Source organism: Psychrobacillus sp. BM2, from assembly GCF_048572895.1.
Taxonomy (GTDB): Bacteria; Bacillota; Bacilli; order Bacillales_A; family Planococcaceae; genus Psychrobacillus.
The window spans coordinates 734,964-749,086 of record NZ_CP183878.1 but is presented as its reverse complement, the minus strand read 5'-3'; the positions used below and the strand labels follow the sequence as shown (position 1 = coordinate 749,086).

Below are 14,123 nucleotides of genomic sequence, written 5' to 3'. Positions count from 1 at the left end.
CGACCGCTTAACAAAATATCCATTTATGCATATGCTACAGATTTTTTTCAGTAAATCTAGTATATTTGAAATGTAAAAAGTATTTAAAACACTATTAGTTAAGCAAATAGTACTCTATTACAAAATAATCATTTAGTAATGAAAGAGGATATTTCTTAATTATAGGATTGGAGGTAACCACTCTATCGATAGAAACTTCATGAATATCAAAACATGACTACCAGTCTATAGTAAAAATTGTTTTTTATTTTGTTTAATGGCTTGAATGTAAAAAGGTAAATCCTGAAACTCGAAGAAGAATAAAGCTTGTTGATACACTTCTTTGATTTCCGCTAGTGGAGCATCTGTTTTTTCTAGGCACTGGCCTTTATAGTACAAAAATTGTCCATTTAGAAACATAAAAGAACTTTCTTTAGATTTTTGTATTCCTTGGTTAGCGGTGTCTAGTGCTGCATCGTAGTCTTGAATATCGTAAAGTGTTTTACACTTATTAAATAGAACCGTGATCAGAGTTTCATAAATTTTATAGTCATTATAATTTTTATGAATATGTTCTTTTAGGATTTTATTATAATAGTATAAACATTTTTGTATCTCTCCTATTTCTCCATAAACGTTAGCTATAGTGCTATTAATTTTGATATGCAAAAAACGGAACTGGATAGTCGTTTGATTTGAAAAGTTCAAAATACTTTGAAGTCTGCTTATACATTCGTCTGGAGTAATCATATTTAATTTAAAATGTGCCGTAGTTAAGATGTGCTCTAAGTAGAAATTTAACCAAATATTATCTTTATCTACTTTATTTTCATTAATGATTGAGATGACTCTTTTATAATTATGCTCCTTTAAATGAAATTCAATATCTTTAATTATTTTTTCACTTTCAAGTACGTTTTTATGAAATAACATCTCTATAAAATACTCCACTGGGACTTGGAGCTTTAATGCGATTTTCAATAATGTATCTATTGCTGGATATACTTCTCCAGCCTCAATTCGACTGATAGTTGACTGTGTACAAATATCTTTTGCAAGCTCTTTTTGGGACATACCCATTTCAGCTCTCAACTTACTAATCTCTAAACCTAAATATTTCATCTCCAACAGTATCACCCCATATAATATAAAAAAGGACGGTAAAAAACATGAAAAAATTATCAATTATCTTATTAATCGTATTAGCTGTTGCTCTTTATCCAAATGTAAATAGTGAAACTACTCTAGTCGCTAAAAATCCTATTACCACTTTAGATTTACCATATATTTACTAACTCAAACAAAGTCCAATAAAATGATTATCTCTTTAGTTTTATTGGACTTCTCTAATCAAAACCATATTGTATATAAGGAGAGAAACCAATGCAGCCTACAGGATATCTTGATGTAAGTCAGTCTTCACTACTTAAGCATAGCGCAGATAAGAAAAATAATCATCAAAAAAATAGCTTTTTTAATTTGAATGGCATAGAAGGAACTGAAAGCATTCAAGAATATGCGTCTTCCTTGACTGCACTGGAATTGGACCTTGTATATGCAATAAAACGGAACCAGTTTGAATTATATTACCAACCTAAAGTGGATGCGAAAAAAGGTTTAATCATTGGAGCCGAGGCACTTATTAGATGGAATCACCCCATGTTAGGGTTAATTTTACCTAATAATTTTATTCCATTGGCAGAAAAAATTGGCTTTATTAATCAAATTGGAAAATGGGTTAAGTACACTGCTTGTAAGCAGAACAAAGCTTGGCAGGATGCGAATTTGTCAAAGATTCCAGTATCAGTTAATCTTTCTGCTTCTCGCTTTCTTGAGAAGGATTTAATCTGTAGCATTATGGAAACATTGAAGGAAACTCAATTAGATCCGCAATACTTAGAAATCGAAATTACTGAAACATCTATTCTTGAAAATGAAACTGTCGTCTTCTCTATGTTAGATGAACTACGAAACTTAGGAATTAAAATTGCGTTGGATGATTTTGGAACGGGTTACGCTTCTTTGTCTAACTTACAATTGTTCCATGACAAAATTGACATTCTTAAGATAGATCGTTCCTTTATTAAGAACCTTAGCAGTTCTAAAAATGAGGATGCGAATTTTTTTGTACATATAATCATTCAGATATCAAACCGCTTGAATAAGAACATCATTGCTGAAGGAGTAGAAACAAAGGAGCAGCTTGAAGTTTTACAAAGCTTTAATTGCCAAACTGTTCAAGGATATCTTTACTCCAAACCAGTACCAGCAAATCAGTTTGCAGAGTTATTAAAAAAACAGAGGATAGATCCTATTGGTTGAAAAAGGCTCCCTACATTAGGTAGGAAACCTTATTTTCATATTATAGTATAAGCATGTTATTTCACTATTAAATAGGAAGAATTGCTCCACTGGGATGTTTCCCCCAAAGTAGACTCCCTTTTCCTCAAATGGACATCTAATTTAACATAATCACTGCCGTCATTCTTTTTATCCACGCCGAAGGAACTTGACATGAATTCCAAGAAACACTTTAAAGGAACAGATCTACTAAGTCAAAAGGCTTGTCGATCAAGTAATCATAGCTGTCTGGATTGCCAAAGCCGTAATTAGCGAATACAAAGGGAACCCCGGCAAATTTGGCTGCATCACAGTCACCTTGTGTATCACCTACGTACACTGCCGCTGAGATATTATTGCGTTCCATCAATAGTTTAATATTTTCTCCTTTAGTGAGTCCAGTTCTGCCCGGGTTTTCAAAATCGAGAAAGTATCTTTCAAGCCCATGATACGAATAAAATGATTCAATATATCCTTCCTGGCAATTACTGACGATAAATAAGCGATAGCGAGAAGATAATTTTTGAAGTACTTCCTCTAATTCCGGATACAAAACCCCTCCTTCACGTTTTAAATCTACCTGCTCTCTATCACAGCATATAAGAATGAGTTCCATTTGTTTCGCTTCATCTAAATAGTCAAATAAGCGGGCTGCGATGTCTTTGATCTGTAGACCCATTGTTTTTTTTAGGTCATCCTCGGTAACTTCACCCTGGCCATACTTTACTTCTTGAACAACTTTGGACCAGGATTTAGATACTGTTTTTCTAGAATCCCAAAGTGTTCCATCAAGATCAAAAATGATGCTGTCCATAATGCATTTACCTCCTTATTGAAAAGAAAGACACAAAATCCTCTAATTAAGAATTCGTGTCTTTTCAGTTTTTATTTTTGACGTGCATGTTTGATTTGTTCTATAAAACGTTTAGCTGTTTCTGTAATTTGTTCGTAACCGTCTACATCTGGCTTACCGATTAGACTACCACCAGCACCGACCGCTACTGCTCCAGCATTAATCCACTCACCAACATTATCCACACTTACACCGCCTGTAGGCATAAGGTTAGCTTGAGGAATCGGACCTTTTATCGCCTTTATCACTTTAGGTCCCATAAGTTCCCCAGGAAATACTTTCAAAATATCCGCACCGCTTTCCAACGCTTTTACGACACCTTCAATTGTCATAACACCGGGCATATATGGTATTTGATATCGATTGCAAAGAGTCGCAGTAGCTTCACTGAAATAAGGGCTTACCACATATTGAGATCCTGCCAAAATGGCAATGCGAGCAGTTTCAGCGTCCAGTACTGTACCGGCACCGATGAGGATGTCCTCTTTGAACTCTTCTGCTAATTCTCGGATGACTTCTGTAGCACCAGGAATTGTATAAGTAATTTCAATTGCAGATACCCCACCTTTTAATGCTGCTTCCGTAATTCTTTTAGCCTGTTCTGTATTTTCGGTACGTACAACCGCAACAAGTCCAGAGTCTGTTATTTTGGAAATTACTTGATGCTTCATCAACATATCCTTTTCAGCTCCTTAAGCCCATTTGGGGTTATCAATGACTTCCGCTTTGCCATCTTTTTCAACAACCAGTTTACGATATCCTTTTGTCTCAATTGTTCCATAGTCATGACCCGCATCTGCACGGAAAGAAAAGAAAGTTACTAGAGGTTGGTCTCCTATGTTGATGCTTCGGTGTGCATAACGAGCCGGTACATATACCGCTTGACCTGGTTCAAATTTTTCAATCTGCCAGTCGCCTTCCGGATTTTCCATTAACATGTAGCCTTCGCCACTTAGGCAGTAATATACTTCACCTGTTTCTAAAATTGTATGGAAATGACCTTTTGTCATGTAATACTCATTACCTACTTTACCTGGATACACAATGCTAGTACCAAATAAGATATCTCCTTCTGTTTGAGGTACCTCTAACTCATAGAATTCATAGATAAGAGGATCATTTTCTGTAGCAACTTTTTTGTCAAAAGCCTGTTCGTCGTAGTACATCCCTTTCATGCGGGATAATTGTCTTTTAGTTGATTCTCTTGTTGTCGACAATCCTGTGGCTAAGTTAAAATCTATATTTAATGCTTTTACTGGTTCTATCATTTAAATGTCCCTCTTTCTACTAATAATTATCGTGATTGGTTTGAAATCTCTTCAATTTGCTGAAATGTTTCCCCTTCAATCGGAAGGTGGAACACTTCTGCGATGACTTGAGTCCAGCCGTGCAAGAAATAAATCCAACCGTCCTCCACTTGAAGCTGCCCTCTCTCAGCTTGTGCAAGTGCCTGATGCATAAAATCTCGATCCCCACGATAGTTAAGTTCCCATACAAAGCTATTAGAAGGAAACTGTGCAGCATCAGTCAATGGTGAGCCCGGTCTATCTTTACCAAGTCCAGTTGCATTAATGATCAGTGAGTTGTCTGCTAGGGACTGAAGTAGCGCACCATTTTCTTCTGAACTTGAAATGAGGTGATATTCCACATTCGCATCCGAATTGACTTTAGATAGGATATGTTTTATTTCTTCTAGCCGTTTTTCGTTCATATCGGTTATGACCAGACGCTTTGGTGTTTCATTACCTTTTTCACCGTTCATTAAATAGGAAGAAATTGCAATCGCGCTGCCACCAGCACCGAGAAGCAATGTTTCACCTTCGCTTTGGCTCCAATAATTATCTGGAATAAACCGTTCAAGTGCCATCCCGCTACTGATTGGATCCTTGGCATGCCCTCGCAATTTCCCTTCCTTTTTTGAGATGCAAGATAGTTCTCCAAACATTTTTGCATACGGATCCATTTCATCAAATAAATCTTTCGCTGCTTCATACAAATCAATTTTATGTGTAGTTACAAGAGCTCCAAGGGAAAGTTCATCATTTTTTATAAATTCGACTACTTTTCTGTACTCAGACGGATCAGCATGAATCGCTAAATCTATCCCTTTGAGAACAGCATTGGGAAAGCCAAGTACCTTTGCCCATTTCGGAAATAACGTCATGATAGACGATTTTGTCGTTGTTACACCTATAAAATACATTGTTGGAACTGTTGCCTGTTCAGGTAGTTGTACCATACAATTATCACCCTTTCTTATCGTTTGGCAAAAGCTTTGGCGGGATTGCTCACTAACATCTTTTGAATGATTTCTTCCGTCACACCTGCGTGTTTAAGCATGGGAATGAAATGAGCCAATAGATGATCCATACCAAAACTTCCACCATCGTAAAACTTCATTCGCTTTCTTGTTGTATCAAGGCTAAGCAGAATTTGATCTTCATGTCCGGCATCTAGAAGACGATGGATTAGTTCTATTTCTTCTTCATCAGAGTGATAATGGAAGCGACCAATTGTATCGAGTTCTAAAAAAACACCAGTAGACGCTACATGTAGCATATAATCCGCATTTTCCATTTTCCTATCGAGATGGCATATAATTAACTGTTCGGCAGGAACCCCTAGACTTTCGTACAATGCAACTTGTTCGAGAGCGTGATAGCCAAGTTCTGTATGACTCATGATAGGGGAACCAGTAGTGAGGGCGGCTTTTGCAGCAGCACGAAACAAATCGAAATATCTTCCTGCGGTACCTTGCATGTCAGTGGCTGTCTTAATCAATCCCGCACGCGCAGGAAGTTGCTCTGATGGCCAGTCACCTTCTCCATCTGCGAACATGCCTTCTGTCAATTCATTTATAAAAAGTTCAGCAAGTTGCTCTGAGCCTTTTGTACGAATCCAGTGATCATTAGGGTAAAAGGATAGTTTATGAAACCCAGTAGAAGCTAGAATATTTAAACCAGATTGTTCGGCTACTTCCGTAAGCCACCGAGCATTACGTCCTGATCCCACAGGTTGGGCATCTATTATGGTCTGAACACCAAGAATTTGAATTTCTGCTAATTCCTTCATCGTCAGTTCAAAATCATCAATGCAAAGCGCCGGATCTTGCTTCGCAGGATGTCCAGGCTTGATAAATAAATGTTCATGGGCGTGCGTGATACCCATTTCTTCCGGTCTGATATCTCCCTTAACAGTGGTAACCATACGTTCTCTCATTTGGATCACTCCTAAATCTCCAGCATTTCAAGGAGGTTTCGTGTTGAAACGACAGCCATTCGTTCTACAGCTTCATTTGTATATGCACCAATATGCGGTGTAAGGATAAAATTAGGGAGTTGCACGAGCGAGTCTCCTTTGGAAGGAGGTTCCTGTGAATAGACATCCTGTGCAGCAACTGCAATCGTGCCATTGTTTAGCGCTTCATAAAGTGCTTTTTCGTCAACAAGCTCTCCACGTGCTGTATTGATTAAAATTGCGCTTGGTTTCATCTGTATCAAGATATTTTCATTGATAAGATGTTTGGTATCCTCAGTAACTGGCAAGTGAAGAGTGAGGATATCAGCCTGTTTCACAGCATCTAAAAATTCTTCTGTTCTTGTAACTTCGTAAGTATCGAGAAACTCCTGGTCATTAAAATATGGATCATAAATTGTAACATTCATTTCTAGCCCTCGTGCTCGCTTAGCCACTTCTTTACCAATCTGTCCTCCACCAAAAACCGATAAATTTTTGTTTGTCAGCTCCGTACCAATTATGCGATCCCAGCTTAACTGTTTGACTTCATTAATAGTAGAAGAAAGTCTTCGTCCACTTTCGAACATTAGACCGATCGCAAGTTCAGCAACGGAGATATTATTTGTGCCGATTGCGTTTCTCACCGAGATTCCCATTTCTTTTGCTTTTTCTAAATCGATATTATCCATTCCAACCCCATATTTCGAAATGGCTTTTAGGCCTTTGAACGCTTCAAGAACCCTTGGAGGAAGTGGATCGACACCTACAATTATTCCAGCAATGTCTTCAGTAGCAAGTTCTAGCAAATTATCCTCTGATAATGTTTTACCTGACGTATTTTCAATTATTTCATAGCCTGCTGCTAGCAACATTTCAAAAGGCTTCTGTTTGTACTTTTGAAATGATTTTGGAGTGATAAGTATTTTCGCCATCAATTTCCCTCCGGATTTATGTTTATGTATACAACATTACTATGTCACTACATTAATATTTAAAAATATATGCTACTTAGTTCATGTCAATCATAACTTTCATCACTTTATCTTTGTTAGCTTCGATAATTTCGTAAGCCTTGAGATAATCTTCAAATGAGAATCTATCTGTAATTAATTCTGTCAGTTTGATCTTGCCTTGCAAGATTAGTTCCACTGCTTGGTCGAAATCCATAGATTGGTACATAGCACTTCCTAGTATAGTAAGCTCATGATCCTGTACATAACCCATATTCACTTTGGTAAGATCCGAAACAACTCCCACCACAACAACCGTACTTCCTTTACGTGCTACTTCAATTGCCTGTGCAACTGTAAAGCTAGAGCCGACGCATTCAAAAATAACATCTGATTTTTCCTCTCCAAATTGGCGCAGAATACCTTCAGTCAATTGCTCCTCTTTGCTGTTAATCGTTTCAATACCACATACTCTAGCCATCAGAAGTCTAGTAACACTTAACTCTGCTACAACAACTTTTTTGGCACCTAGAGCTTTTGCTGTCTGAGCAACTAAGTTTCCAATCGGTCCTCCACCAATAACAAGTACGTTTTTACCTTCCACAGAAGGAACGCGTTTAACTGCATGTACTGCTACAGCAAGTGGCTCAATCATAGCCCCTTCATCCCATCCAATTGAATCTGGAAGGATAGTCAACTTATCTTCCTCTACAACAAAATAGTCAGAGGCCATACCAGTTGTTTGGAAGCCTATAACCTTTAGTTCCTCACAAACATGATACATTCCATTTTGACATGGGAAGCACTTGCCACAGACTACTTGAGGCTGAACAGTAACTTTCTGACCGTTCTTTACACACGTAACTTCTGAACCCAATTCCACAACTTCCGCAGAAACTTCGTGTCCTTGAACTACTGGAAAAGAAGTGTAGGGGTGCTTGCCATGAAATACATGAATATCAGATCCACATACACCGATTCTTTGCATTTTCAGTTTTACTTGTTTTGGACCTACTTCCGGAACATCTACTTCCTGAAAAATAATTTTTGCCGGTTCTGTCATTAAGGCTTGTTTCATTTTCAACTGTAGTCCCTCATTTCTCAATAAGTGATAATAATTTTCTTATTTGTCTTGCCTGAAAGATAATCTTGGAATGCTTCTGTAATTCGTTCAAAGGGATAAGTAGTAAAAACAAAATCCGAGAGCACAAGCTTTTCTTCCTCTACCCATTGAATGATTTGTTCGTGGCAAGCTCCTTCTTCTACTTTTCTAGGCATCTGCTGAAAATTGATATTCCAATTATAAGGAACATCCTCTAGATCAAGTTTTAAATTAGTCGATTTAGGCACCCCATAGCAGAGAATTTCACCACGGTCTTTTAATAGAGATAGTCCTTCGTTGATAACCACTTCTGATCCAACAGCATCCAAGACAAAGTCAACCCCATTAGGATTACTTTTTAGCAGTTGTTCCTTCACCAAACTTAGAGAACTATCAATCACTATTTCCGCACCGAATTCCTTGAGTAACTTCCCTTTTTCCTCACTTCTTACAATTGCAGTGATATTCTCTATTCCACGTAAACGCATTAGTTTCACAAAAGAAATAGCTACCGTTCCACTGCCATAGACTACAATCGAATGTCCTTGCTGAACACCAAAGTGTTGAATCGCGCTATATACTTCACGCAATGTAACCAAAACAGGTGCTTCTTTTACTGAAATCCATGACGGCAGTTTCTTTTGGGCATATGCTGTTTCAGGAATTTCTTCAGTAGATGTATAGCTTTTGACATCATCTACAACACCATATTCACTAAATGCTCCCCAGCCAGAACTAAATGGATTGTTGCCAGTAATTGCAGGTGTAAATGGAAGAATAACTAAATCACCTATTTTAAAACTTGTAACTTCTGAACCGATTTCTACTATCTCTCCAACCGCCTCATGACCGAGCATCATTGGATAATCAGAGAGACCGAATCCTTTGAATGACTGTTCGATAATTGTCGCATCAGTACCACAAATTCCACAAGCAAGCGTTTTAACAAGTGCCTGTTTCGAAGTGATTTCCGGAACTGGAACTTCTTCAACGGAAAATTGGTTTAATTTATTGACCACAAATGTCTTCATTAATGTCTCTCCTTTTTAATAGAGATGATTAAACTGTACGTTCTTTTTTACTTGTTGCAATCTGAAGTAGAACTGCTGCGATAATAATAGCCCCTTTAATAATATCTTGTGGATACGAAGGAACAGCCATTAGGTTCATAATATTACCTATTAATCCAAGAATTAGTGCACCTGCTACTGTATTTAGAACAAAACCACGACCACCCATTAGGCTTGCGCCACCAATTACAACCGCCGCAATAGCATCTAGTTCCTGCCCCATTCCTACAGTCGCACTTCCTGTTGAAGAACGAGCAGCTATAAATACACCCGCAAGTGCTGCAAGTGCACCTGAAATCGCATAAGTCGACATTACATAAAGCTTTGTACGAACACCCGCTAATTTCACTGCCGTCTCATTACTTCCGATTGCAACAATCTTGCGTCCAAATCCTGTATACCTTTGGATGATAGTGAAAATAATGATTAGGAGAATCGTAATGAAAATAATAGGATACATTAAATCTTTGCTAACAAGTATATCGATTGTGTTCGATTCCACACGTACCGGTCGACCCTCAGTAATCACAAATGCTATACCTCGTGCAATAGTCATCGTTGCCAGAGTAGCAACGAATCCTTGAATACCTGTATATGCAACCAAGAACCCTGAAAATACCCCAAATAACAGACCAACTAAAACAGCAATACCAATGGAAACTGAAAAGTGCAATCCAATATCAGTTATTAATAGAGCCGAAACGGTTGCTCCAAGTGCCATTAAGGAACCGACGGACAAGTCAATACCACCAGCCAAAATAACATACAGAAGACCAATAGCTACTAAAATTGGACCTGCCTGTTGAAGAAGAATATTACGAAGATTCATTGGTGTTAAGAAAGTATCTGATAGCAGTGCACTAATTACGACTAGCAGTAGAAGTATCAAAAATGTATTGTTGTTAATAATAAACTCTTTCCAATTGAATTTCTTTGTAGCAGATGACATCAGTTTTAAACCCCCATTGCTAGTTTGATTAAGTTATTTTCTGTGAGCTCATCCTTTTTGACTTCTCCCATGATTTCACCTTCACGCATAACATATGCGCGGTCACACATTCCAATAATCTCAGACATTTCCGAAGAAACAATAATTACAGCTACTCCTTTTCCCGCGAGATCATTGATGATTTTATAAATTTCAGTTTTAGCTCCGACATCGACACCTCTTGTTGGTTCATCCAAAATAATAAGCTTTGTATCTATTGCAAGCCATTTGGCAAGTGCCACTTTTTGCTGGTTACCTCCACTCAGACTATCTGCTGGATCTTCAGTAGAACCATATTTTGTTGAGATACGAGCTAGTAATTCCAAGACATTGTCTTTTTCCTGTCGATGGGAAATCCATCCATTTGTTTGATTGGAAACCATTGTGGAGTTTATCCGGATAGACTGACTTAATAGTAATCCTTGTTTTTTTCGATCTTCAGGTAATAATCCAATTCCTAGTTTGATAGCTTGTTTAGGTGTTTTGATGTCTATTTGTTCGCCTAAATAATAAGTCAAACCTGACTCTTTCTTGTCAGCTCCAAAAATAGCTCTCATAATTTCCGTTCTCCCAGAACCTACTAAGCCACTGAACCCCACTACTTCGCCAGCACGAACCGTGAATGAGGCATTTTTTACATGATTCCCGACGTTCAGATTCTCTACCTTTAGGACTTCTTCGCCAACTAAAGCATGACGTTCAGGGAAAAGCGTTGAAATTTCACGACCAACCATCATGGTAACTAATTGATCTTTTGTTATCGTATTTGTATCAACAGTGCCTACATACTTACCATCTTTTAAAACAGTAATTTTATCGCTTATAGCGAAAAGTTCTTCCAAACGATGTGAAATATATACAATTGTTACACCGGAATTTTTCAGTTTGACAATTAGCTCTAATAACTTTTGAGTTTCAGAATGTGTAAGCACCGCCGTAGGTTCGTCGAATACAAGAACTTTCGAATTTTTAGCAAGACATTTACAAATTTCTACAATTTGCTGATAAGCAACACTCAGTTCCCCTACTTTTTGATTTGGGTCGATGTGACCAAAACCAATCTTTTCGAGCTCCTGTTTCGCATTCTTTCGAAGCTTTTTCCAATTGATAAATAATCCACCACTACTTAATTTATCAATATAAATATTTTCAGCTACCGATAAGTCAGGTGCTAGCATGAATTCTTGGTAAATGACAGAAACGCCGAGATCAATCATTGCCTTTGGAGTTGAAACTGTAGCCTCTTTTCCATCGATAATGATATTCCCATCGTCCTTTGCATAAGCTCCTGCCAAAATTTTCATTAACGTCGATTTTCCAGCACCATTTTCACCAATTAGTGCATGGATTTCACCTTTTTTTACTTTCATATGCACATCTTCTAAAGCCTTAACTCCTCCAAAGTGTTTGGAAATATGGTTCATTTCAACAATATAATTTGAATCCATAATGAGTCCCCCTTTCAAACCGTCGTTCCAGTGTACTAATGCTGAAAATACTTCTTTTATGTAATAGGAATCCTCCCAACAAACAAGAGGAGGATTCCTAGATAATCTGTATTACTTTATGATTAATTAGAATCCAAAATCGTAGTAATCATCTACATTATCTTTTGTAACTGCTGCTGGTTCAGTCATTGTTATTTCTTCGTAGCTTTCTGGATCTTTTCCATCAACAATTATTTCTTTTGCGATTTCAATTCCAAGTTTCGCTACTTTGTACGGACTATTTTCTCCAGTTGCAAAGTATGAACCCTCTTTGATCAGGTCATAAGCTTCAAGTGCACCATCAGCCGCTGCTACAATATCTACATTGTCAATTCCTGCATTTTTTAGAGCGGTCATTGCACCTAATAACATTTGATCATTTTCTCCAAGTACAGTTGTCAGGTTTGGATTCGCAGTGATCAAATCTTCTGCTGCTTCAAGGCCATCTTCACGAGTCCATGCACCCCATCCTTGTCCAACTACAGAGAATTTAGCTTCTGCATTGGAAGCTTTTCCTGATGAAGCAAGTTGAGAATCTAATTCTTTAGCTAGTTTCCAAGCTTCATCTTCAGAAACTCCTAATTTACCTTCAAGGATACCTGCAAATAATCCTGTACGACGTTCTTCTCCTGCAACATTTCCTTTTGCACCACTAAGAGTGATTGATACAATTTCTTCATCACCCATTTTTTCAGCGTAAGCAAGCCCAACTAAACGGCCATTTTGCTTGTTATCAGAATAAACAGTAGTAATATCATCAGCCTCTGCATTAACACCGCTGTCTAGGTTTATAACACCAATGCCTGCTTCAGCAGCTTTATTGATAACTGGAACTACCGCATCTGGTTCAATTGCATCTAGGAAAATCATGTCCATTCCTTGAGCAATGAATGTTTCCATATTCTCTGCCTCTTTTGTTGTGTCCCCATTTGCATCTAAAACTGTTAATTTCCATCCTTCAGCTTCCGCATACTCTTTTACTGCATCTACAAGTGAAACAAAGTACGGTGAATCCTGTGTTTTGATAGCAAAACCGACTTTAATCTGATCATCCCCTCCACCAGACTTCCCATTTGCTTCATTTGAATCTGAACTACATGCTGCAACTACTAACATCATAAGAAGTAGAGTTGTAAAAAGAAATAATTTATTTGCTTTCAATGCTGTTTCCCCCTATAAATTATTTGTTAATTACATAGTTGCATCGTAATGTCACTACAATACAATGTTGTAATATGACTCTACTATACAACTAATTGATAGCGTTTTCAATAATATATTTAATTATTCTGCATTTTTTATTTATATTAATATTTCAAAATATTGATATTTTCAATTAAACGATAGTAAATCCTCCATCTATAACGAACTCGCTTCCTGTCACAAAAGATGCAGAATCAGATAACAAATAAATTACTGCACCAGCAAGCTCCTCTGGTTTGCCAAGTCGCTTCATCGGAGTCAGATCTGCCCACTGGTTTCTCCAATCTTCTCTCACAAAAGAAGTAAGCTCCGTAAAGATATAACCTGGACTGATACAGTTGACGCGAATTCCTTGTTCTGCCCACTCATAGGCTAATGACTTTGTCAGCTGCGTAACCCCTGCTTTTGAAGTATTATAAGATGCTTGTAACTGTGGGTAGTTGACAATGATACCTGACATAGAAGCAGTATTGACAATTGAACCTTTGATACCGTTTTCAATAAGGTACTTTCCGAATAATTGAGCCACATAAAAGACACCATTTAAATTGACATCAATAACCTTTAGCCATTCTTCTGGACTTGCTTCAATCACAGGTTTTTGTATGACAATACCTGCATTGTTAAAAAGAAGTTCAATTGAACCCATTTGTTTAACCGATTCTTCCAAAGCCTTTTTCACTGCATCATAATCCGTTACATCTACTTGCAATGAGAAAGTCTTACAGCCATACTTTTGCGCAATATCTTCTGCTGTTTGAGCTGCCGCCTCTCCGTTTATATCGAAAATAACGACATTTGCACCTACTGCCGCCAGATGCTCCCCAACTGTTTTACCGATTCCACGCGCCCCTCCGGTAATCAAAACAGTTTTATTTTTTAATGAAAATAATTTCTCTAGTATTTCCATTTTC

The 14,123-nt window shown here is 37.6% G+C and carries 15 protein-coding genes; 2 read left to right on the top strand and 13 right to left on the bottom strand.

Annotated features, from left to right (window positions below; all coding sequences use genetic code 11):
- Positions 1–225 precede the first annotated feature (225 nt).
- On the bottom strand, positions 226–1,101 hold the full coding sequence (locus ACN6MX_RS03250; RefSeq protein WP_419962544.1) for a helix-turn-helix domain-containing protein: 876 nt from the start codon (positions 1,099–1,101) through the stop codon (positions 226–228).
- Positions 1,102–1,148: 47 nt separating this feature from the next.
- Between ACN6MX_RS03250 and ACN6MX_RS03245 the strand changes: the two genes are divergently transcribed.
- Together ACN6MX_RS03245 and ACN6MX_RS03240 are read left to right on the top strand one after the other, a co-directional pair.
- Positions 1,149–1,274 (top strand): hypothetical protein, encoded by a 126-nt coding sequence (locus ACN6MX_RS03245; protein ID WP_419961251.1) that lies wholly within the window; start codon positions 1,149–1,151, stop codon positions 1,272–1,274.
- Positions 1,275–1,362: 88 nt separating this feature from the next.
- Positions 1,363–2,301, top strand: a complete 939-nt coding sequence (locus tag ACN6MX_RS03240; RefSeq protein ID WP_419961250.1) for a putative bifunctional diguanylate cyclase/phosphodiesterase — start codon at positions 1,363–1,365, stop codon at positions 2,299–2,301.
- Between the two features lie 211 nt (positions 2,302–2,512).
- Here ACN6MX_RS03240 and ACN6MX_RS03235 read toward each other — a convergent pair whose 3' ends face one another.
- The 12 genes from ACN6MX_RS03235 to ACN6MX_RS03180 form a co-directional block, all read right to left on the bottom strand.
- Positions 2,513–3,133, bottom strand: coding sequence for an HAD family hydrolase (locus ACN6MX_RS03235; protein WP_419961249.1), 621 nt, complete (start codon positions 3,131–3,133; stop codon positions 2,513–2,515).
- 71 nt (positions 3,134–3,204) lie between these two features.
- Complete coding sequence (locus ACN6MX_RS03230) at positions 3,205–3,849, bottom strand: bifunctional 2-keto-4-hydroxyglutarate aldolase/2-keto-3-deoxy-6-phosphogluconate aldolase (protein ID WP_419961248.1); 645 nt, start codon at positions 3,847–3,849, stop codon at positions 3,205–3,207.
- Between the two features lie 15 nt (positions 3,850–3,864).
- The gene (locus ACN6MX_RS03225) at positions 3,865–4,440 is read right to left on the bottom strand and encodes a glucose-6-phosphate isomerase (RefSeq protein WP_419961247.1); all 576 of its coding nucleotides are present in this window, start codon (positions 4,438–4,440) and stop codon (positions 3,865–3,867) included.
- A 26-nt stretch (positions 4,441–4,466) separates the two neighbouring features.
- The gene (locus tag ACN6MX_RS03220) at positions 4,467–5,411 is read right to left on the bottom strand and encodes a shikimate dehydrogenase family protein (RefSeq protein WP_419961246.1); all 945 of its coding nucleotides are present in this window, start codon (positions 5,409–5,411) and stop codon (positions 4,467–4,469) included.
- Positions 5,412–5,428: 17 nt separating this feature from the next.
- Positions 5,429–6,391: a phosphotriesterase family protein gene (locus ACN6MX_RS03215; protein ID WP_419961245.1), complete on the bottom strand. Its 963-nt coding sequence runs from the start codon at positions 6,389–6,391 to the stop codon at positions 5,429–5,431.
- 11 nt (positions 6,392–6,402) lie between these two features.
- Positions 6,403–7,341 carry a phosphoglycerate dehydrogenase gene (locus ACN6MX_RS03210; RefSeq protein WP_419961244.1) on the bottom strand — a complete coding sequence of 313 codons (939 nt, stop codon included), beginning with the start codon at positions 7,339–7,341 and terminating at the stop codon, positions 6,403–6,405.
- A 76-nt stretch (positions 7,342–7,417) separates the two neighbouring features.
- Complete coding sequence (locus ACN6MX_RS03205; protein WP_419962543.1) at positions 7,418–8,437, bottom strand: zinc-dependent alcohol dehydrogenase; 1,020 nt, start codon at positions 8,435–8,437, stop codon at positions 7,418–7,420.
- A 23-nt stretch (positions 8,438–8,460) separates the two neighbouring features.
- Positions 8,461–9,492, bottom strand: coding sequence for a zinc-dependent alcohol dehydrogenase (locus ACN6MX_RS03200; RefSeq protein WP_419961243.1), 1,032 nt, complete (start codon positions 9,490–9,492; stop codon positions 8,461–8,463).
- A gap of 28 nt (positions 9,493–9,520) precedes the next feature.
- Positions 9,521–10,480 carry an ABC transporter permease gene (locus ACN6MX_RS03195; RefSeq protein ID WP_419961242.1) on the bottom strand — a complete coding sequence of 320 codons (960 nt, stop codon included), beginning with the start codon at positions 10,478–10,480 and terminating at the stop codon, positions 9,521–9,523.
- 5 nt (positions 10,481–10,485) lie between these two features.
- On the bottom strand, positions 10,486–11,967 hold the full coding sequence (locus tag ACN6MX_RS03190; protein WP_419961241.1) for a sugar ABC transporter ATP-binding protein: 1,482 nt from the start codon (positions 11,965–11,967) through the stop codon (positions 10,486–10,488).
- Positions 11,968–12,093: 126 nt separating this feature from the next.
- The gene (locus ACN6MX_RS03185) at positions 12,094–13,167 is read right to left on the bottom strand and encodes a substrate-binding domain-containing protein (protein WP_419961240.1); all 1,074 of its coding nucleotides are present in this window, start codon (positions 13,165–13,167) and stop codon (positions 12,094–12,096) included.
- A gap of 175 nt (positions 13,168–13,342) precedes the next feature.
- The gene (locus ACN6MX_RS03180; RefSeq protein ID WP_419961239.1) at positions 13,343–14,119 is read right to left on the bottom strand and encodes an SDR family oxidoreductase; all 777 of its coding nucleotides are present in this window, start codon (positions 14,117–14,119) and stop codon (positions 13,343–13,345) included.
- Positions 14,120–14,123: the final 4 nt, after the last annotated feature.